The following is a 21,500-nucleotide window of genomic DNA, read 5'->3' as shown; positions in this document are numbered from 1 at the left end:
AGCGGTCTTTTGTTATTAAAACCCAATAAACTCCTAAATTGACAAGACACTTTGTGCTTTTGTTAATTAGTATCTAAAGCTATTTTGTTTAATGTAAAATTCATATTCGAAATATCGGCTGTCACTTCATTAATTCTAGAGTTGGTAAAATACAAGTAATTGTTGTAGATGCTAAAGGTATCTGCCCATCTGATTTTTTTACCTTCAACCAGCGTGTGAATACTTCCGTCTTTTTTTCGGTACATGATTTTGCTATTTTCTAAATCAGCAAAGTATAAAGTGCCATTATGATCCAGAATCATTCCATCTGGAGCTGCTGTTTTTGCTACTAATTTCACTGCTTTTTCAACTTCTTTAATAGCTCCATTGGCTAATACTTTCGTGGGTACAGAATACAAACTGTAACCCGTTAAGGCATGATAATAGAGTAAGTCGTTTTTAGTATCTAATGCAATTCCGTCAGAATTAATAGTATTCACCCACTTTTTGTTGTCGAAAGTCAAATAGGATTGCTCCGCTTTTGTAGAGAAATGATTGTCTAAAACTCGAGTAGATTTTCCAGAAGTGATATCCAGTACAATTAAACCGGCTCTACCAGAATCTGTACAATAGATTTTATTGTTTTTTTTATCCACTCGTAAATCGTTGATGTAAGAATTAGGATAATAACTACCTTTTTGTAGTATATACGTTTTCTCTAATTTGTTGTCACTTAAATTAAATACAAAAAGTCGAGGTGCATCTAAAACGGCACCAAATAATGGACTACGCGTGTCTAACACATAAAGCATGTTTTCAAAAGCCACTACTGATTGTACACCCACAAATTTTTGATCTTCAACTGCACTTCCAATTTCCCATGAATTCCATTCCTCATTAGGATAAGCTACTTTTTGATTGTCTTTGGTGATTTCAACCACTGAATTTGCAACGCCTTTTCTCCATCGAGGAAAGTTCACGAAAATCCGTCCTGTTGTGCTCACGGTAACACCTGTTACCTGTTGTCCTCTAAATTCAGCTACTTGTTGAACTTCTTTTGTGCTGCTTTGTATCTGCTTTGTTGTTTCAATGTCGCTTTTATCGTGTGCTGGTTCTTTACAAGAAATAAACACTGTTAAAAGGGCGAGTAGATGAAGAATTTTTTTCATTTTTTTTAATTTTAAAAGTTCAATAGTAGCGATGAGCTAGTTGGTTTTATTTTGAATAGGCGCCGGATGAATATGTCAGTTCATAACTGTGCGTGTAGATTTCGAAAACAATTCCGAAAGGATCTTCTACATAACACATTTTAAAAGGTTTGTCATTTGGATAATATTCACGAATAGGCATTCTTTGTTTGCCACCATAAGATACAATTTTAGCGATAAGGTCTTCAATGTTTGGATCTTGTATGCAAAAATGAAAAAGACCTGTATTAAAAGGATTGAATTCTGGTGCTTCTTTAATTCCGTGAGGGAACGAGAATAATTCGATTCCTGTGCCATCAGAAGTTGCTAAATGTGCAATTTCAAATTCTTCCCAATCTTCACCAAAAACATCAATGCACATTTGGCCGATGGCTGTTTCTTTTTCTTTTTTTACTATAGACGGTTCCATAATAATGTACCACCCCATTACTTCTGAGTAAAACGTAACGGCTTCTTTAATAGTAGGAACTGTAATTCCGATATGAGAAAATGCTTTTGGATAATTTGTTTGAGTGGTCATGTGTTATTATTTTAGATTACAAATTTAGGGTACATTTGCATAAATAGCAATAACCTACTTTAAAGTAGTATAGTTACAAAAAAGAGTAAAATATAGATTGTCAAATGATTAAAATTTAAAATGAGCGAAAAAAATTATTGCCCTCTTCATTATACAATGGGTTTAATTGGGACTAAGTGGAAACCTTTGATTTTATTTCATTTGCTGGATGGTAGTTTACGTTCCGGATTACTGCAAAAGAAAATCTCCGGTATTTCTAATAAAATGTTTACCCAAACCGTAAGAGAATTAGAAAAAGATGGCCTTGTTACCAGAAAAGTTTTTGCAGTGGTTCCTCCCAAGGTAGAATACAAATTGAGCGAGAAAGGAGGGTCGCTAGAAAATATTTTACGTAGTTTGGATACCTGGGGCGTGGAAAATACTACTAATGAATTTTAGTGTCTTTTTGGATGGTATGATTGGATGATATGATTGGATTAGCAATAAAACATTGAAGGTAGGAATCGACAATAAGCTTTTAGAAAAGGAATACACACGGATGGATAATCAATTTTCGTGATGTTCCCTCCTTTATATGACAGCTATAGTTTGATAAAATCCCCATTTAAGGTATAGAAGGAAAGTGTGAATTATGGAACTTAACAGTATTTTTATGTAACATCAAACGTTTAAGGCAACCCTACATTTGTAATGTGATAATTTATAACTTCACAAACACAAACACAAATAAACATGAAATTTAAAAACCTACTATCAGCCGCTGGGATCGCAATGGTTGTTTTATTTACGAGTTGTTCAAATGACGAGAATACCCAATCTACTCCTGCACCAGTTCCTACTGTAGCTTTAACTAGTCCGCTAAGCAGTGATACAAACGTTGCCAGAAATAAAGTTGTTTCGGTGAACTTTAGTGTCCAAATGGATGCTTCGTCCATTAATACTACCACGTTTACTTTAAAACAAGGAGGAAATCCAGTATTAGGAACTGTTTCGTATTCAGGTACAACTGCACAGTTTGTTCCTTTCACGGTACTTTCAGCTAACACACTTTACACCGCCACATTAACCACGGGAGTAAAAAGTGCAGAAGGAGTAGCTATTAGTGCTAATAAGCAATGGGACTTTACGACTACCGCTAATGTGAACACTGGTTTAAAAGCTGTTAGTCTTGGTTCAGCAGGGAATTATGTGATTCTTGCAAAGACAACAATTACTAATGTACCCACGTCGGTGATTACAGGAGACCTAGGGTTAAGTCCTGCAGCTACATCATATATCACAGGATTTTCTTTGACAGATTTTACAGGTTATGCAAAGGCTGCGCAAGTTACAGGAAAAGTATTTGCGGCTGACATGGTTTCTCCAACATCAACAAATCTTACCACAGCGGTTGAAAATATGATTACAGCTTACAATGATGCGGCCGGACGTCCATCTCCTAATTTTGTTGAATTGGGTGCTGGGAACATTGGTGGGAAAACATTGACTCCAGGACTTTATAAATGGACTAGTGCAGTAACAGTACCATCTAATATTACCATTTCAGGATCTGCAGATGACGTTTGGATTTTCCAGATTTCAGGTGATCTAGCAATGAGTGCTGCAACAAGAGTGATTTTACAAGGAGGAGCCAAAGCCTCAAACATTTTCTGGCAAGTAGCGGGTCAAGCCTCTTTTGGGACTACTTCTCATTTTGAAGGTATTATCTTGTCAAAGACAGGAGTGACTTTTAGAACAGGAGCGTCTTTTAATGGAAGAGCCTTAGCACAAACTGCCGTAATTCTTGACGGAAACACAGTGGTACAACCGCAATAAATTATAGTAAAAAATAATGTTAAAAAGAGGTGTTCCTGTGGAGCACCTCTTTTTATATTTAGTAACCTCTCGAGGAGTAGTTTGCTGCTCTTTTGAGATGCCTCCAAAATAGGTTGTTTTCTTTTTTGATGGACATAATAGTGTATCATGGTAAGCTAAACATCATGAATGTCGTCGTTTTCTATAGATGCGTCTTTATGTTTTTAAGTGAGAAATACTATAGTCATACATAAGGACACTCTTATCGGCTGAGAAATCAAGTGGTGCAGTTGCTGTTGGGAAGCTCAACAATAAGAAAAACGCACTGAGGAACGTGTAATCCCTCACGACGAACACTTCCACATTATTTTAGTGCGATTAATTGTCACTTATAAATTTAGATTTGACTTTAATAACCCCTTGTAGATAATGGAAAGTTTTGTGTTGCAACCACCTTTTAACAGAAAATTCTAAATCTTAATTTATTTTTATAATTATCTAATTTTCAAATTGTCGAATTAACCTATCTTTGCGCACCCGAATGGTCGGGAGAAAAACGTTACTATGAAGTTTGATTTATTAAAAAAAGATCCGCTGTCTAAAGCAAGAGCGGGAAGTATAACTACTGATCACGGGGTGATTGAAACCCCAATTTTTATGCCTGTAGGTACTGTAGCCTCTGTAAAAGGGGTGCATCAACGGGAATTGAAAGAGGATATAAACCCGGATATTATCTTGGGAAACACGTACCATTTATACTTGCGCCCGCAAACCGAAATCTTGGAGAAAGCGGGTGGATTGCATAAATTCATGAATTGGGACCGTAATATTTTGACGGATTCAGGCGGATACCAAGTGTATTCCCTTTCGGCTAACCGAAAAATTAAGGAAGAAGGAGTGAAGTTTAAATCGCATATCGACGGTTCATACCACTTTTTTACACCAGAGAATGTGATGGAAATTCAACGCACCATTGGTGCTGATATTATCATGGCTTTTGATGAGTGTACCCCATATCCTTGTGATTACCGTTATGCGCAACGCTCGATGCACATGACACACCGCTGGCTAGACCGTTGCGTCAATCATTTGGAAAAAGTACCAACTAAATACGGGTACGACCAAACTTTCTTTCCTATTGTCCAAGGAAGCACATACAAAGATTTACGCAGACAATCAGCAGAATATATTGCGAACTCTAATCAACAGGGAAATGCTATTGGCGGACTTTCAGTGGGAGAGCCAGCAGAAGAAATGTATGCAATGACCGAAGTAGTGTGTGAAATTTTACCTGAAGACAAGCCCCGTTACTTAATGGGCGTGGGTACTCCGATTAATATTCTAGAAAATATTGCCTTGGGAATCGACATGTTTGACTGTGTGATGCCGACGCGAAATGCCAGAAATGGGATGTTGTTTACCGCAAATGGAACGATAAACATTAAAAATAAAAAATGGGCTGATGATTTTTCGCCTATTGACGAAATGGCCATCACTTATGTGGATACAGAATATACTAAAGCTTATTTAAGACATCTTTTTGCAGCCAATGAATACTTGGGAAAACAAATTGCTACAATCCATAATCTTGGTTTTTATATGTGGTTGGTTCGTGAAGCCAGAAAACATATCTTAGCCGGGGATTTTAGAACTTGGAAAGAGATGATGGTGAAAAATATGAGCCAAAGATTATAGAAATGTTTAAAGTTTTTTAGTTTAAAGTTTAAAACTCCTTATGTGAATTTGCAACTATACTAAACCTTAAACTTTTAAACCTTAAACCTTAAACTTTTTTAAATGCTAACAATAATAGATAAATACATCCTAAAAAGATATTTAGCCACGTTTGCCGTGATGTTGTTGTTGTTTATACCTATTGGAATTGTTGTTGACGTTTCTGAGAAGATCAACAAAATGCTGGAAAATAAAGTTCCGTTTTTAGAGATTGCACTCTATTATTACAACTTTACGGTTTATTTTGCAAATTCTCTTTTTCCTATATTCTTATTTTTATCGGTGATTTGGTTTACTTCAAAACTGGCGAATGATGCGGAGATTATTGCTATTTTAAGTTCGGGAATTTCATTTACACGATTTTTAAGACCGTATATTTTCGGTGCTTCAATAGTTTCTGTATTTGTTTTGTTAATGGGTTTTTTCGTTGTTCCTGCAGCCAGTGAAGGTTTCAACAACTTCAGATATACCTATCTAAAAGGTGGTGGAAAAGAAGCTATGCGTGGTGACAATACGGACGTGTACCGCCAAATTAGTGATGATGAATTTATTTATGTAAATAGTTTTAATACCGAATCGAAAACGGCTTTTAATTTTTCATTGGAAAAGTTTAAAGATCAAAAGTTAGTACATAAAATTACTGCCTCTAGAATAAAATATAACCCAAAGGACAGCACTTACACGATGTATGATTATACTAAAAGAACGGTAGGCGAATTGAATGATAAAATTGAAAAATTACCACAAAAAGATGCTGTTTTTACTTTTGATCTAGAGGATTTAACACCTGTTGTTTACATTGCGGAAACGTTAAGTTTGGGAAAATTGAATGCATTTATTGAAAAAGAAAAAGAACGAGGCTCGTCTAATATAAATGTATATCTCGTGGTTTTGTATAAGAAATACAGTGTTCCGGTATCGGCATTTATCCTTACTATTATTGCTGTTGCCGTATCTTCGATGAAAAGGAGAGGTGGAATGGGAACGAATCTCGCCATAGGAATTGCGCTTGCTTTTGCTTTTGTCTTTTTTGATAAGATCTTTGGAGTTTTAGCTGAAAAATCGAGTATTCCGCCCATGTTAGCTGTTTGGTTGCCCAATATTGCCTTTGGAATTTTAGCCATTTATTTACTACGAAATGCAAAACGATAATTTAAAAAGTTATTTAAACCTCCATTTAATTGTTTTTATTTGGGGTTTTACGGCCATTTTAGGCGCTTTAATCACCATAACAGCAGATGCTTTGGTTTGGTATCGCATGTTTTTTGCCGGTATTTTTCTAGCTTTATTTTTGATCTTCAAGAAGAAATCATTCAAAATTCCGTTAAAATCTTTCTTGAAATTAATTTTTGTAGGCTTGCTTATTGCGCTGCATTGGATCTTATTTTTCAAAGCCATTCATGTATCTAATGTTTCCATTACACTTTCTGTTTTTTCACTGGGCGCTTTTTTTGCCTCCATTTTAGAACCGATTTTTTATGGTCGAAAAGTGCTCTGGTACGAAGTGTTCTTTGGATTGATTATCATTGCTGGTTTGGCCTTGATTATGAAAGTCGAAATAAATTATTTGGACGGAATGATATATGCTTTGGCATCTATCATATTAGGTGTTTTGTTTACGCTGATGAATGGAAAGCTGATTGTCGACCACGATCCTTCTATGATTTCCTTCTATGAATTTTTGGCCGGCGTGGGCTTCATTACAATTCACTTTTTATTCGAAGGTAAGTTTACTGCAGACTTTTTTATTTTGACAACTAACAATTGGATTCTAATTTTGGTGTTGGCTTCAATTTGTACCGCTTATGCCTTTACGGCCTCTGTAAAAGTAATGCAGAAATTGACCCCGTATACTGTGATGTTAACCACTAATTTGGAACCCGTTTACGGCATTGTTTTAGCCTATTTCATACTAGGGGGAAAAGAGAAAATGAGTTTTGAGTTTTACATTGGAGCACTTATAATAGTGCTGACCGTAATCCTAAATGGTGTAATTAAACACTATCAAAAGAGTAAAACGAAAGAAGATACTTCAACTTTGTCAAAGTGAATTTTTACACATAAATAGAATATTTACCTTTTCGAACGATTTAAAATTTTATATTTGCGGTTCGAAATAAAAACAAAAACGCAAAAATCCTATGGAATATTTAGATTTTGAGCTTCCAATAAAAGAACTAGAAGATCAGTTAGACAAATGTCTCATTATTGGTCAGGAATCAAATGTTGATGTAACGAATACTTGCAAACAAATCAACAAGAAACTAGAGGAGACTAAAAGGAATATTTATAAAAACTTAACGGCTTGGCAACGTGTTCAGTTATCTCGTCATCCTAATAGGCCTTATGTACTAGAGCATATTACTAATCTTACTAAAGGGACATTTCTTGAACTTTTTGGAGACAGAGGGTTTAAAGACGATAAAGCCATGATAGGTGGTTTAGGGCAAATTAATGGACAATCGTTTATGTTTGTAGGTCAGCAAAAAGGGATCAATACTAAAATGCGTCAGTTCCGTAATTTTGGAATGGCTAATCCAGAAGGCTACAGGAAAGCGTTGCGATTGATGAAAATGGCTGAAAAATTTGGTATTCCAGTCGTTACACTTATTGATACTCCGGGAGCTTATCCAGGATTAGAAGCCGAAGAACGCGGACAAGGAGAAGCCATAGCCAGAAATATATTTGAAATGATTCGCTTAAAAGTGCCTATTATCACCGTTATTGTTGGTGAAGGAGCTTCTGGAGGAGCATTAGGAATAGGAGTGGGTGACAAAGTATATATGATGGAAAACACTTGGTATTCCGTTATTTCGCCAGAATCATGTTCTTCTATTCTTTGGAAAAGCTGGGAATATAAAGAACAGGCTGCTGAGGCGTTGAAATTGACTTCTGCCGATATGAAAAAACAAAAATTAGTAGATGATATTATTCCAGAACCTTTAGGCGGAGCACACTACGATAGAGAAACTGCCTTCAAAACTGTAGAGCAATATATTATGAAAGGATTTAATGAGTTGAAAGACTTATCAACAGAAGAATTAATTGCCCAAAGAATGGATAAGTACAGTAAAATGGGCGAGTACAAGGAATAAATTTTTATGAAATGAAATGTAATCCGTCTCGTTGTTAAACGAGACGGATTTTTTTTGGTTATAAACAAAAATTAGTTAGTTATGAACAATTATTTGTAACAACTCAAAGACCATCTTTTTTTAATTTTCGCTACTTTCGCTTTATGGAAAACTTCAGAAATATTAATCCTGTTAAGGTTGATAAAACTACAATAATAAGCCTTGAAAAAGGAAAATTGCAACCGCAGGTTCTCGATTTGGAGGAGGCTGTGCTGGGTGCCATGATGATTGATAAAAAAGGAGTTGATGATGTAATTGACATTTTACAGCCTGATGCTTTTTATAAAGAAGCACACAAACATATATTTGAAGCTATTGTTCAGCTGTTTACAGAAACACAGCCTATTGACTTATTAACCGTTTCTGCCCAACTCAAGAAAAATGCTAAATTAGAATTGGCAGGTGGTGATTTTTACCTCATTCAGCTCACGCAAAAGATATCGTCTTCCGCACATATTGAATTTCACTCTAGAATCATTCTTCAAAAATTTATTCAACGTAGTTTGATTCGGATTTCAACAGAAATTATCGAAGACTCTTATGACGAAACAACGGATGTTTTTGATTTATTAGACAGAGCCGAGTCTAAATTATACGAGGTTACACAAGGAAATATCAAACGAAGTTCCGAAACGGCCCAAAGTTTAGTTTTGCAAGCCAAAAAACGAATTGAGGAAATCGCAGGTCAAGAAGGATTGAGTGGCGTTGCCACTGGTTTTGACAAGTTAGACAAGATTACTTCTGGTTGGCAGCCGAGTGATTTAATCATTATAGCGGCCAGACCAGCAATGGGTAAAACTGCATTTGTACTTTCTATGGCTAGAAATATGGCAATTGATTTTGGAATGCCAGTGGCCTTGTTTTCTCTGGAAATGGCATCGGTTCAGTTAATTACCCGTTTAATATCCTCTGAGACGGGATTGTCTTCCGAGAAATTACGTACGGGAAAATTAGAAAAACACGAATGGGAACAGTTGAGTACTAAAGTTAAAAATTTAGAAAAAGCCCCATTGTTTATTGATGATACACCTTCGTTATCGATTTTTGATTTACGTGCAAAAGCTAGACGTTTAGTGTCACAACATGGAATCCGAATTATCATTGTCGATTATTTACAATTAATGACCGCTGGAGGAAACGGAAAAGGAGGCGGAAATAGAGAGCAGGAGATTTCTACGATTTCCCGAAACTTAAAGGCATTAGCAAAGGAGTTAAATGTTCCTGTGATTGCGCTATCTCAATTATCGCGTGCGGTAGAAACGCGTGGGTCCAGCAAAAGACCATTATTATCTGATTTACGTGAATCGGGAGCGATTGAGCAAGATGCCGATATTGTATCTTTTTTATATCGTCCCGAATATTATAAAATTGACGAATGGGATGATGATGAAGCATCACCAACTGCGGGTCAGGCGGAGATAATGATTGCAAAGCACCGTAACGGTAGTATTGAAAACGTTCGATTGAAGTTTATTGGCCATTTAGGAAAGTTTGATAATTTGGAAGATTATAGCGGTGGCTATGATGATTTACCTTCCAGTATGAATCAAGATGACAATCCTTTTATAACTAAAAATCTACCTTCTGCTAATGACGCTTTTGGAAGTAATTTGAATGATCCAGATGATGACAGCGACGTTCCTTTTTAGAAAATATAATTGATCTCATTTTTAAAAATAAAGCATTAAAAAGCCTAAATTAGTAATCTAGTTTAGGCTTTTTAACTTTGAAATCTTAAGATGAATTTTGTTAAAACAATAAAAAATAGTAGTTTAGCTACTGATTTTTTAATTAATAAATAGAATTAAACAAAACCAAAAAATAGATGTCACAAGAAACTGCTTCTGAAAACCAAAAACAAACAAAAACAGTAAATTCTATTCCATTAAAAACGGCACAAAAATGGGCCAAACGTTGGACTAAACGAGAAGGGAATTACAATAAACACCATCATGTAAACGCTTTTTTGATTCCTAAAGTTGATTTACTGGAAGTTTTAACAGAAGGAGTGGATGCAGTGAGAGCTTATATTGGAGTGGATGATGCTGGCGGTGAAAAATTAATGATTGTAGGAACAAAATTCAATCCGGAAACAGGAATTTATGTAGATATGATTACTGTTGGGGTTGGAAATTCAGCAGGAGGTGAAGATAATATATATGATTTTACTCAGCCTTGCCCGCCGGCGAGTGATCCCGAAAGTCCTTTAAATTCCTAATTGACATGTGGAGTTTATTTGCAAATATAGGGAACTTGATTTTATTTATTAACCTGATTTTATTTATTAAAGGCGCCAGCAATGACGGCAAAGCACACTCAATTTTCAAATGGTATCTTGGTGCAATTTTTTTAGTCCAAATTGTATCAATGATCTTGAAAAAATTCAATATTAATAACTTATATCTGTCGCATTTTTATTTTATCGGCCAGTTTATACTTCTGAGTCTTTTTTACCTAAATATTTTAAAAGGAGAATTGCAAAAAAAAATAGTGAAAGGTTGTTTAATCATAGTCTTGTTAGCATTAACGACACAATATACCATTGACTTTTCTTTGTTTTTAAAATTTAATCTTTTTGAAATATTCATTACTTCCATATTATTGATTCTGTATGCCACTTTTCATTTTTATAATATGTTAAATGGAAAAAAAGAATTTTATTTTATTAATATAGGAATTTTATTCTATTTGTTCGGAAGTACAATTTTGTTTCTGGTAGGGAACCTTACAATTGTTTTAAGTCCCAAAATGAATAAAATTACATGGATTTTGAATAGCATATTGTATGTCTTGTATCAAATTTTTATATTAGTAGAATGGAAAAAAAGTTTTTCTAAAAAAAGAGAATTTAAAACAATTTTATGAAAGTCAGTACACTGCAGGAAAGTGAAATAATTGAAATCATAGTGTATAGTTTTATCGCTTTCCTTCTGATGGGATTGGTTTTGATACTGTTTTTCTATTTTTCGAGAAAGAAAATTATTCAAAAGGAGCTAGAAAAAAAGGATTTAGAAATCCAGTATCAAAAAGAACTTTTGAGCGCCGTAATTATTACTCAGGAAGAGGAACGCAAGCGTATTGCACAAGATTTGCATGATGACATCAGCTCAAAACTGAATATCGTTTCGCTGAACTCTCATTTATTGACCACACCTAATTTATCTCCAAACGAGATTCATGAAATTACAGCAAATATTATCAGTCTTACCGGGAAAGCTTTAGATAATTCAAGAAAAATTGCACACGGCTTATTACCTCCCGTTTTAGAAAAATTTGGACTTCATGCAGGTGTCGAAGAATTATGTTTGGAGTTTAGCAGTTCCAAAGCTGTACAAGTAAATTATGAAAACAATACTACATTTGACATCAAAGACATTGATAGGCATTTGCACGTTTTTAGAATTTTGCAAGAGCTAATGAATAATTCACTTCGACATGGAAAAGCCACTAGTATTGCTGTTCTTTTTGAAGAAAATAATGGTATCAAAAAATGTTTTTATTCAGATAATGGAATTGGTTTTGAAATGAAATCCGACGCAAATAAAAAGGGCTTAGGAATGAAAAATATAGAAAGCAGAATTACTTTTTTAAATGGTAAAATGACTTTGGATTCTTCAATCAACAAGGGAATTGCAGTAGTTTTTAATTTTTAAAAATGAATAAAACGATAAAAATAATACTAGTGGATGATGAAATTCTTTTTAGAAAGGGAATTTCATTTTTGTTGAGTCGTGAAAAAAACATTGATATTATTTTTGAAGCTGCTGATGGCGAAGAACTAATTGATTTTCTTCAAAACAATCTAAAAAAGCATCCAGACATTATATTCATGGACTTAAAAATGCCGGGAATAAATGGTGTTGAAGCGACAAAGATTATACATGCGGAGTTTCCAAAGGTTAAAATTATTGCTTTAACGAGTTATAATTCTAAATCTTTCATTGCAAATATGATAGATGTAGGTGCAGTTTCCTATCTAATAAAGAACGCGACACCTTTGGAATTGATAACTACTATAAATGAGGTTGCCTTGAAAGGATTTTATTACACAGATGATGTGATGAAAATTATCCAAGATGATGTCCTGACCTCCAAAAAAACAAAAAGTATTTTTGATAATAACTTTCTAACTACTCGAGAGATGGATGTGCTTAAGCTCATTTGCTCTCAAAAAAGTACAATTGAAATTGCAGAAGATCTTTTTATAAGTCCAAGGACAGTAGAAGGACATCGGAATAATTTACTGTTGAAAACCGAATCCAGAAATATAGCCGGATTAGTAGTCTATGCGGTTCAAAATGAAATTATGGTATTTGATCTATAATAGTAGGAGTATAAAAATAGTGTTGTTCCAGAAAAATACATTAAGAAGCATTGTCGATTTTTTCTATTTTTTCTGTATTTATGAACTGTATTGTATATCCTTTAAAGTCTGTTTTTAAAGTCCTTTTTAATAAGTTTTTCACTGCGCTCATTCCACCAAAATCACGAAAATACAGCAATAAAAATTTAGATGTTTTAACTATTTTCAAGGTAGAATCCATTTGGGTTTCTGATTTAATAAAGTCGTGAGTAACCTGTTTTAACTGTTTTTCTATCTTCTCACATTTTTAATAGTCAATTAAAGTATTTTCTAATGTAATACTCCGTAGTGCAAAGTGGATTCGGTAGTCTAACTTATTTACAGATAGCATTTTTATCGCATTAGAGTAAAAAGGATTGTAAAAAAATCCAAATCCTAATTTAAATTTTAATTTCCGTAAAATACCATGCTCAATATCATCTAATGAAAATTGAGATCGTGCAATTTTTATTCTTTTACATTTGAAAATAGAGAGATGATCTGACGTATCTATTGAAATAATAAGGTAAAAAGCATTATAAATATTAATCCAAAAAGTCTTTTTCAAATCATCAGAGTCTAAACTCTTCTCTAGTTTGGATTGCCGAATATAGAAGAGTTGTCTTCTCAGCGGGCTTGTATTTTCCTGTGATTTAGCGATCAGCAGAATTTCTTGTGACAAGGAGGTATGATAATTTTTCAAAATATTTTTTTTAAATCAACTATAAACTAAGTTGTTGATAGCAAAGAGTGTAAAAGAGGATGATGAGAATTATTAAAAAACATAATCCTATTTTTTTTAATACATTCATAAGATTTAACGGGTCGTTGTTTTCGTTTGAATTCATTGTAAAATATTTCATGGTGGATGATTAAAGGATATCTGCAAATTTAAAATATAGAAATAGTTTGGCTATGCGTATTTTTACGTGATTTTACCTTTATAGTCGCTTTAATGGTTGATTTAAAAGTTAAATTTTGGTTATTTGAAGTACGTACTTTCTATCTTTGATGTGCAAAAACTATTCTAATATGTTAAAAAAAATTATAGGTCTATCAATTTTTTTGTCTGTAATAACGGCTAAAGCTTCTTTTCTTTTGGTTCCAATGGATGAAAGTACGCAGCAAAATCACTTAAAAGCGTATGGGATTACCTTTTGGTGTTTGGAGAAGAATTACAAAGCGAGCTGGTTACTAAATTATCGCGGTGGTTCATTTTTGCTTCCTGATGCCATGGAAATTCGAAAGGAATGCCAGATTCGGGGAGTTAGTTTTGAGATTATCTCAGACGCAGAACAAGTTTTAATATCAAATGAAATCGCTAGTCCATCACAGAATATGGAATCCGTAGTATTGGAAAAAGCACCTAAAATTGCTGTGTATACACCAAAAGGAAAACAACCTTGGGATGATGCAGTCACATTAGTTTTGACCTATGCCGAAATTCCTTTTACCCCTATATATGATGAGGAAGTGTTGAGTGATCAGCTGTTACTTTTCGATTGGTTGCATTTGCATCACGAAGATTTTACAGGACAATATGGAAAGTTTTATGGGGCTTATAAAAATGTGCCGTGGTATATCGAGCAAAAGAAAGAGGCCGAATCATTAGCTACGAAATTAGGCTACGCAAAAGTATCGCACGAAAAAGGAGCTGTAGCCAAGAAAATTAGAGATTTTGTAATTGGAGGAGGATTCATGTTTGCTATGTGTTCTGCAACGGATAGTTTTGATATCTCTTTAGCTGCTGATGGTGTTGATATTTGTGAAGCCATGTTTGATGGAGATCCAAGTGAGGGAAATTACCAATCTAAAATGAACTATGGTAGTTCTTTTGCCTTCAAAGATTTTACTTTGGAAAGAAGACCTGAGCAATATGAATTTTCGGATATTGATATGACTTCCAAAAGGCGAGTACCAATGGAGAAGGATTATTTTACTTTGATGGAATTTTCTGCAAAGTGGGACCCAATTCCAAGCATGCTGTGTCAGAATCACACCCAGCTAGTGAAAGGATTTATGGGACAAACTACTGCTTTTGACGCTTCTTTAATAAAGTCCAATGTTCTGTTGATGGGTACTTGCGAGCTGAATGGTGAGGCACGATACATTCATGGTCAAAAAGGGAAAGGCATGTTCACCTTTTATGGAGGACACGATCCAGAGGATTTTCAACACCAAGTTGGTGATCCACCCACAGTTTTAGATCTGCATGCTAACTCACCGGGTTATCGCCTGATTTTAAATAATGTTCTGTTTCCAGCTGCTAGAAAGAAAAAGTTGAAAACGTAGTAAACTAAATAAAATACTAATGTTGCGTTTTTAATTTTGGCGAAAGCGAAATGTTCCGCCAGTAAAATTGGCAAAAATGCCAGCAGGCTAGTTTTAGAATGAAAGCATTAAATACTAGTTTACAATTCTATTTTTAAAAATAAAAGCGACTTTTCACAGTCGCTTTTATTGGTAATAAGGAATTCTTTTAAATAATTCCGTGCTCGTTTTCTTTGTCTAAATATTCTTGTACGATTTCAATTGCATTGGCAACTACGTCGCTCAAAGCGGTAATAAAACTTCCCTCCTCAGCACTATTTATGGCGTGTTTTATGGCTTCCGTCTCTTTGGGAATTATCTCATAGGTCACTGATCTTCCAGAACTCTTTATTCCTTCTAAAATTAATTCTATAATCTCGTCTTCTGTTCTTCCTCTCAGGTATTTTTCTTGTCGGATGATAATGTGGTCAAACATTCGGGCTGCGATATTGGCACATTCTCTGATGTCCTCGTCACGTCGATCACCAACACCAGCTATGATCCCAATTTTTTTGGTCGCATCTACACTTTGTAGGTATTCTTCAACACCTTTGTAGCCAGATGCATTGTGAGCAAAATCGATTAGGACTTTAAATTTTTTGAATTCAAAAATATTCATCCTTCCTGGAGTTTGTGCGGGACTTGGAATAAAAGTTTGTAGAGATAAACTAATATCTTCCGTTTTGAACCCCCACAAATAACTGGCTAACGTTGCAGCAAGCACGTTAGCGATCATAAATTTTGCTTTTCCACCTAAAGTTAATGGAACGTGAGTGGCACGCTCAATTCGAATTTTCCATTCTCCTTTTTTGATAGTAATGTATCCGTTTTCATAAACGGCAACGGTTTTTCCTTCAGCACAAAGCTTTTTGATGAATTCACTGTCCTCATTCAAACTAAAATAAGCGACATTGCAGTTCAGGTCTTTGCCTAATTTTACACAATGGGGATCATCTCCGTTTAAAACAGCCCATCCATTTTTTCTGATACTTTTTACTACTGTGGCTTTTACTTTTGCTAAATCCTCTAAAGTATGAATGTCACTGATACCTAAATGATCTTCCTGAATATTAGTGATAACTCCAATGTCACAAAGACTAAAGCCCAAGCCAGAACGCAGGATCCCGCCTCTGGCAGTTTCCAGAACTGCAAATTCTACTGTTGGATCTCGTAAAATATATTCAGCACTAAGAGGTCCTGTAGTATCTCCTTTTTCCATCATGTGGTTTTGAATATAAATCCCATCTGAGGTGGTGAATCCTACTTTAAAACCATTATTTTTTACAATGTGGGCTAAAAGTCGGGTGGTGGTGGTTTTACCATTCGTTCCTGTAACAGCAATAATAGGAATTCGGCATGATTTTCCGGGGGGATACAGCATGTCAATTACTGGGGCAGCAACATTTCTAGGTAATCCTTCAGAAGGTGCGAGATGCATCCTAAACCCTGGAGCTGCATTGACTTCCAGAATTACACCACCATTTTCTTTCAAAGGTTGTGTTAGATTTTCGGCCATTATATCGACTCCACAAACATCGAGTCCAATTACTCTTGAAATTCTTTCAGCAAGAAAGATGTTTTCCGGGTGCATCATATCAGTAACATCTACTGAAGTTCCACCGGTACTTAAATTTGCGGTAGATTTTAGGAAAACAATTTCACCAATTCTTGGAATGGTTTCCAATGTATAGTTTAGTTTTTCCAATAAATCTTCAGTATCCCTGTCAACATCGATTTGAGTCAGTACATTTTCATGCCCATAACCTCTTCTTGGATCCTGATTGGTTATCTCAATTAATTGCTGAATAGTATCCGTTCCATTTCCTACTACGTGAGCAGGAACTCTTTTTGCGGCAGCCACTAGTTTATTATCGATTACCAATATTCTAAAATCGAAACCGGTTATGAATTTTTCGACAATAACACGTTTGCCATATGCTTGTGCAAAAGACAAACCTGAAACCGCATCTTCCCAATTGGTAACATTTATAGATGCTCCTTTTCCATGATTACCATCCAAAGGTTTTAATACAATGGGATACCCAATTTTTTTTATAGTTTCAGCCAATCCTTCTTGGTCAGCACAAATGCTTCCATTGGCAACAGGAATAGAGGCCATGTCTAACATTTTTTTTGTCTGCTCTTTGTTACAAGCAATATCAACGGCAATGCTGCTGGTTTTACAGGTGATTGTTGCCTGAAAACGCATTTGATTAACTCCATATCCAAGTTGTACTAAAGAATTTGTTCCAAGACGTATCCAAGGTATATCTCTGGAAACAGCTTCTTCTACAATACTTCCAGTACTGGGTCCAAGTCGCACGCGTTCGCGTATTTCACGCATTTTCTGCAAGTCGGCATTCAAATCATATTCTGTTCCTGCAATTAGGGCTTCGGCAATGGCAACAGATGATTCTGCAGCAAAGAGGCCCACATTTTCTTCGGTATAACTAAAAACGACGTTGTAGGTACCAAGAGTTTTGGTTTCCCTAGTCCTTCCAAAACCGGTTTCCATTCCTGCAAGAGATTGAATTTCAAGTGCAATATGTTCGATTACATGTCCCATCCAGGTCCCGCGTTCTACTCTAGAAAAGAAACCACCACGGCAACCCTCAGAACAACGGTGTTCAATCATGGAAGGGAACATAGCTTCAATTCGTTCTTTGAAACCGTCGATTTTATTGGTTGGAAATTGTTCCATTTCCTCCAAATCCAAACGCATTTGGATTAATTTTTTTCTTTGAATACTCCAGATATTCGGGCCACGAAGGGCTTGTACTTTGATTATTTTCATAAAATGGAAAAATTATTACTTATATAAAAACGGTTGAATTTAGAAGTATCTTTCCAAAGTGTCAACCCGTATTGACTTGAAAAAAAGTAAAGTACATTCTATTCAATCCGTCTAAATGCGCTACACTGCTCCTAAATTAAAGTTTTTTAGAATAGGAATCAAAATTTATTTTTAAAATCAAGTGAAACGCTGCGCGTGATTTGTTCAGCGTAACCCAATTGTTTTTTTTGAATGAATTTTATGATTCAGGACTAATTGATAAAAGTAAAATTTTACACGGGGTTAAATGTCTTTAAATTCAATGTCAAGTCAAGTAATATATGGCAGTAAATAACGTAAAGACTGTCTAGGATATAATCTTTTGTAAGTGCTATCATTGCTAAATAATTAAAAAAAAAACGCAACTTCAAAGGCTCTTTTTATCTTTTTGGTTATTTTTACAAAATGAATATATTAGGAAAACTTATAATAATAGGTGGTGCGGTAGATAAAGGGAGTTTTACAGAAATCAATTTAGATAAAAATGCGGCAAGCAACTTAAACTTTTTTGAGGCTGGCATTTTAAAAAGAATCATAAATGAATCTAAACACAAAGAGAAATCACGGATAGAAATTATCACGACAGCTTCAGTTATACCAAAGGAAATCGGTCCTGAATATGTGAAAGCATTCGAGTACTTGAATGCTAAAAACGTAGATATACTTACAATTGAAAGACGTGAACAAGCTGCTGATGAAGAGGTTTTAGCTCGTCTAAAAGCAGCAGATATTGTGATGTTTACTGGAGGAGATCAATTGCGATTATCATCCATTCTTGGAGGTACTCCTTTTCATGATATTTTATTGGATAAATACCATAATGAGGAATTTATTTATGCAGGAACCTCGGCTGGAGCTGCGGCAGCATCTAATAACATGATTTATCAAGGAAGTAGTTCAGAAGCTTTATTGAAAGGGGAAGTAAAAATCTCTAGTGGACTTGGATTAATAGATGGTGTGATTATCGACACCCATTTCGTTCAACGTGGTAGAATTGGCAGACTTTTTCAAGCTGTTGTTGGTAACCCTAGGGTACTTGGAATAGGTCTTGGAGAAGATACGGGTTTGTTGATTACTAATAATCGAGAAATGGAAGCAATAGGTTCTGGCTTGGTCATTTTAGTTGATGGTCGCGAAATAAAAGATACTAATTTGACAAAAGTTGAATTAGGGCAGCCAATATCCATTTCACATTTAGTGACCCATGTTATGAGCAAATTTGATACTTATAACCTTGAAACGCATAAAATGCACATTCAATCCTCCCATTATTTGTAATGGTTAAAAAGTGCCGATTTAAAATTTTCAATCAATTATGAAGCTAATTATTCATGGTGGTTTTTTTTCAGAATCATCAACCAACCCCGAAACAAAAGCTGCAAAACAAAAGGCATTAGAACGAATTGTTAAAGATTCCTATGAATTTTTGAAATCACATTCAGCTGTAGAAACCGTAGTGTATGCCGTCTCACTTCTCGAAGATGACGAGCTATTTAATGCGGGAACTGGTTCTCAAATACAAAGCGATGGAAAAATTAGGATGAGTGCTGCCATTATGAATGGCGATACGCAGAAAATGAGTGGTGTAATTAATATTGAAGAGGTTAAAAATCCAGTTCAGGTTGCTCAAATATTAATGCAATATGACGATAGAGTTTTGGGTGGAAGTGGCGCTACCAGTTTTGCCAGAGTACATGGGTTTCCTGCTTTTTCAACTGAAATTCCACAACGGCGAGTGGAATATGAGGCGAAGCGCAAAGCGAATGGAATAGGAACGGTTGGTTGTGTGGCTTTGGATTCAAATAATAAAATTGCAGCAGCTACTTCAACAGGAGGTAAAGGTTTTGAAATTCCAGGTAGAATCTCCGACTCGGCTACTGTAGCAGGGAATTATGCGAATGCATTTTGTGGCGTAAGTTTAACAGGCGTAGGGGAAGATATCGTTAGTAATGCTACCGCAGCAAAAATTGTAACGCGCGTTTCAGACGGTTTTTCGTTACAGGAAGCCTTTTCTAAAACTTTTAGCGAACTGAAACCTTATGATGGTTTTGCTGGAGCGATTGCGATTGATAGTCATGGAAATATGTGGCATCAGGATTCGCATCCTAGTATGGTTTTTGCCAGTTTTGATGGAGAAAATTTTGAAGTTTTCGACTAATACTCTTTGTTTAAAGAGCGTTTTACGTAGTGTATTAATTCAAGGAAAATTCAAACCAAATTGGTATATGATCCGAAATTATTCTGGCCTCCTTTAACGTTGAAAAATTCTCGTAAAAGTGAATAATCCCCGAATTTAACGTGTTGATTTTTGAAGACTTGAAATAGATATTGTCAAATTCCGAAGCGAGGCAGTTGTCTTTTTTACATTCTTGTTTCAGTGACGTTTTTTGGTCAATTAGAAGTGACTCATAGCCCATTTTCTTCAATGGAATAAAAACCGTATGCGATTGTGGGCAATTAAAATCGCCGGTAAAAATTAAATTTAAAGTGCCGTATTCCTCCGGCAAAAATTTAAAGTATTTAATCTCTGTTTCAGGCTGTCTCTTTTGAGTAACGGCATGAAAGTTAACTACTGTAAATTGTTTGTTGTCATATTGAAAGGTACAGAAATAAGGTTCACGGTCGATTTCCAATTGGTATTTTTTTTCCAGCCACGCTTTACCTATCTTTTTTACTTTACTCGTTTTCCATAGAAAAGCATAGCGTTCCGTTTTATAGGCGGTACTGCTAGTAGGATCACTAATTACGTAATCCCATTTGGATCCTTTACGATTAAGTTCTTCTGCGAGCCTTGCTACTGCTTGTGGACCACCATAACCCGCTACGACTTCTTGAATAGCGATAATATCATAATGTTTCATTGTATTGGCAATGTAATTTATGCTTTCTTGTGATTTTGATTTGCCAAAGTTTTCAATATTCCAAGAAAGAAGTTTGGTTTGCGAGAATCCAGAACAATAAATTAAGAAAAGCAGGAGGGAAAGGAGCGATTTCATTTAATAGGGAGGTACATATAATACTATTCAAATTAACGCATATTGTTTGATAAAAAGTAAAACTAAAGCTTTTAGTTTTTATGAAAATTTGTTTGATGATTTTTGCCTAGTCGGTAAAGCATCTAAATGCAATTGTTAAAAACTACATTATAAAATATAGCAAGGTACTGTTTTAATTGTCGATTCGGTAGTTATAAATTTGCTTCCGAACTTTGCTTATAATATCCAAAGTTTCGTGTTTTAGCTTTTGCGGGACTTTCTTTGTGAAGAAAACACCGTTTTTTAAACGTATTTTTAATTCATAACTTTTATAGTCATTCATTTTTACAATAAAGGTAACTATAAATAGTGGTGGAAGAAAAAGCATTATTTCAAGGGATAAGTATAAAAGGCTCAAAGTCGCAATTATAATTAAAAATAAAAATGGTACAAGCTCAAGTAGCGAGGGAAATTTATGAACAGAAATATAGATTTCATCTAATTCAGTAAATAAGATTGCTTTTTGGTTGTTATTTCTAGAACTTAAAATAAGTTTATTTTTTTCTAAACTTAGTTCATCAAATGTGTACTTTAAATTCATTTGTAGTATTGGAGTTGTTGAGTAATTGGGGTGTTTTTTGATTTGTGGAAAATCCTTTTTTTAAAGTTTT

Annotated in this window: 20 protein-coding genes; 13 read left to right on the top strand and 7 right to left on the bottom strand. The window is 34.9% G+C overall.

Annotation, left to right across the window (positions count from 1 at the left end):
- Positions 1 to 62 precede the first annotated feature (62 nt).
- Together BLS90_RS02685 and BLS90_RS02680 are read right to left on the bottom strand one after the other, a co-directional pair.
- On the bottom strand, positions 63 to 1,148 hold the full coding sequence (locus BLS90_RS02685; protein ID WP_091254963.1) for an L-dopachrome tautomerase-related protein: 1,086 nt from the start codon (positions 1,146 to 1,148) through the stop codon (positions 63 to 65).
- Positions 1,149 to 1,194: 46 nt separating this feature from the next.
- Positions 1,195 to 1,707, bottom strand: coding sequence for a VOC family protein (locus BLS90_RS02680; protein ID WP_091254962.1), 513 nt, complete (start codon positions 1,705 to 1,707; stop codon positions 1,195 to 1,197).
- A 120-nt stretch (positions 1,708 to 1,827) separates the two neighbouring features.
- Between BLS90_RS02680 and BLS90_RS02675 the strand changes: the two genes are divergently transcribed.
- From BLS90_RS02675 to BLS90_RS02625, 10 genes are all read left to right on the top strand, one after another.
- Positions 1,828 to 2,145, top strand: coding sequence for a winged helix-turn-helix transcriptional regulator (locus tag BLS90_RS02675; protein ID WP_091254959.1), 318 nt, complete (start codon positions 1,828 to 1,830; stop codon positions 2,143 to 2,145).
- A 294-nt stretch (positions 2,146 to 2,439) separates the two neighbouring features.
- The gene (locus BLS90_RS02670) at positions 2,440 to 3,522 is read left to right on the top strand and encodes an ice-binding family protein (protein WP_091254957.1); all 1,083 of its coding nucleotides are present in this window, start codon (positions 2,440 to 2,442) and stop codon (positions 3,520 to 3,522) included.
- 543 nt (positions 3,523 to 4,065) lie between these two features.
- Complete coding sequence (gene tgt / locus BLS90_RS02665) at positions 4,066 to 5,196, top strand: tRNA guanosine(34) transglycosylase Tgt (RefSeq protein ID WP_091254955.1); 1,131 nt, start codon at positions 4,066 to 4,068, stop codon at positions 5,194 to 5,196.
- A gap of 102 nt (positions 5,197 to 5,298) precedes the next feature.
- A complete protein-coding gene (locus BLS90_RS02660) occupies positions 5,299 to 6,387 on the top strand; it encodes an LptF/LptG family permease (protein WP_091254953.1) in 1,089 nt (362 codons plus the stop codon).
- The gene (locus tag BLS90_RS02655; RefSeq protein WP_091254951.1) at positions 6,374 to 7,285 is read left to right on the top strand and encodes a DMT family transporter; all 912 of its coding nucleotides are present in this window, start codon (positions 6,374 to 6,376) and stop codon (positions 7,283 to 7,285) included. Before BLS90_RS02660 ends, BLS90_RS02655 begins: the two co-directional genes overlap by 14 nt.
- Positions 7,286 to 7,376: 91 nt before the next feature.
- Entirely contained in the window at positions 7,377 to 8,330 is a 954-nt protein-coding gene (locus BLS90_RS02650; protein WP_091254949.1) for an acetyl-CoA carboxylase carboxyltransferase subunit alpha, read from the top strand.
- A gap of 143 nt (positions 8,331 to 8,473) precedes the next feature.
- Complete coding sequence (gene dnaB / locus BLS90_RS02645; RefSeq protein WP_073350996.1) at positions 8,474 to 10,018, top strand: replicative DNA helicase; 1,545 nt, start codon at positions 8,474 to 8,476, stop codon at positions 10,016 to 10,018.
- Positions 10,019 to 10,194: 176 nt separating this feature from the next.
- Positions 10,195 to 10,587 (top strand): hypothetical protein, encoded by a 393-nt coding sequence (locus BLS90_RS02640; protein WP_091254947.1) that lies wholly within the window; start codon positions 10,195 to 10,197, stop codon positions 10,585 to 10,587.
- A 643-nt stretch (positions 10,588 to 11,230) separates the two neighbouring features.
- On the top strand, positions 11,231 to 12,022 hold the full coding sequence (locus tag BLS90_RS02630; protein WP_091254944.1) for a sensor histidine kinase: 792 nt from the start codon (positions 11,231 to 11,233) through the stop codon (positions 12,020 to 12,022).
- 2 nt (positions 12,023 to 12,024) lie between these two features.
- On the top strand, positions 12,025 to 12,693 hold the full coding sequence (locus tag BLS90_RS02625; protein ID WP_091254942.1) for a response regulator transcription factor: 669 nt from the start codon (positions 12,025 to 12,027) through the stop codon (positions 12,691 to 12,693).
- A gap of 40 nt (positions 12,694 to 12,733) precedes the next feature.
- On the opposite strand, the gene BLS90_RS02620 is transcribed toward BLS90_RS02625, so the two are convergent.
- Together BLS90_RS02620 and BLS90_RS02615 are read right to left on the bottom strand one after the other, a co-directional pair.
- On the bottom strand, positions 12,734 to 12,913 hold the full coding sequence (locus BLS90_RS02620; RefSeq protein WP_091254940.1) for a hypothetical protein: 180 nt from the start codon (positions 12,911 to 12,913) through the stop codon (positions 12,734 to 12,736).
- Positions 12,914 to 12,979: 66 nt separating this feature from the next.
- On the bottom strand, positions 12,980 to 13,414 hold the full coding sequence (locus BLS90_RS02615; protein ID WP_175455424.1) for a DUF547 domain-containing protein: 435 nt from the start codon (positions 13,412 to 13,414) through the stop codon (positions 12,980 to 12,982).
- Positions 13,415 to 13,743: 329 nt separating this feature from the next.
- Here BLS90_RS02615 and BLS90_RS02610 point away from each other — a divergent pair, with 329 nt between their 5' ends.
- A complete protein-coding gene (locus tag BLS90_RS02610; protein WP_091255399.1) occupies positions 13,744 to 15,003 on the top strand; it encodes an asparagine synthetase B in 1,260 nt (419 codons plus the stop codon).
- A gap of 187 nt (positions 15,004 to 15,190) precedes the next feature.
- Here the strand turns inward: BLS90_RS02610 and cphA are convergent, their stop codons facing one another.
- Positions 15,191 to 17,815 (bottom strand): cyanophycin synthetase, encoded by a 2,625-nt coding sequence (gene cphA, locus BLS90_RS02605; protein ID WP_091254937.1) that lies wholly within the window; start codon positions 17,813 to 17,815, stop codon positions 15,191 to 15,193.
- Positions 17,816 to 18,259: 444 nt separating this feature from the next.
- Here cphA and BLS90_RS02600 point away from each other — a divergent pair, with 444 nt between their 5' ends.
- The gene (locus BLS90_RS02600; RefSeq protein ID WP_091254935.1) at positions 18,260 to 19,132 is read left to right on the top strand and encodes a cyanophycinase; all 873 of its coding nucleotides are present in this window, start codon (positions 18,260 to 18,262) and stop codon (positions 19,130 to 19,132) included.
- Between the two features lie 37 nt (positions 19,133 to 19,169).
- The gene (locus BLS90_RS02595; RefSeq protein WP_091254933.1) at positions 19,170 to 20,012 is read left to right on the top strand and encodes an isoaspartyl peptidase/L-asparaginase; all 843 of its coding nucleotides are present in this window, start codon (positions 19,170 to 19,172) and stop codon (positions 20,010 to 20,012) included.
- Between the two features lie 34 nt (positions 20,013 to 20,046).
- Here BLS90_RS02595 and BLS90_RS02590 read toward each other — a convergent pair whose 3' ends face one another.
- Together BLS90_RS02590 and BLS90_RS02585 are read right to left on the bottom strand one after the other, a co-directional pair.
- The gene (locus BLS90_RS02590; RefSeq protein ID WP_091254931.1) at positions 20,047 to 20,850 is read right to left on the bottom strand and encodes an endonuclease/exonuclease/phosphatase family protein; all 804 of its coding nucleotides are present in this window, start codon (positions 20,848 to 20,850) and stop codon (positions 20,047 to 20,049) included.
- A gap of 172 nt (positions 20,851 to 21,022) precedes the next feature.
- Entirely contained in the window at positions 21,023 to 21,430 is a 408-nt protein-coding gene (locus BLS90_RS02585) for a hypothetical protein (RefSeq protein ID WP_091254928.1), read from the bottom strand.
- Positions 21,431 to 21,500: the final 70 nt, after the last annotated feature.

The organism is Flavobacterium omnivorum, from assembly GCF_900099915.1.
Taxonomy (GTDB): Bacteria; Bacteroidota; Bacteroidia; order Flavobacteriales; family Flavobacteriaceae; genus Flavobacterium; species Flavobacterium omnivorum.
Note: the sequence above shows the minus strand (reverse complement) of the source record. Positions and strands in the feature narration are given on the sequence as shown.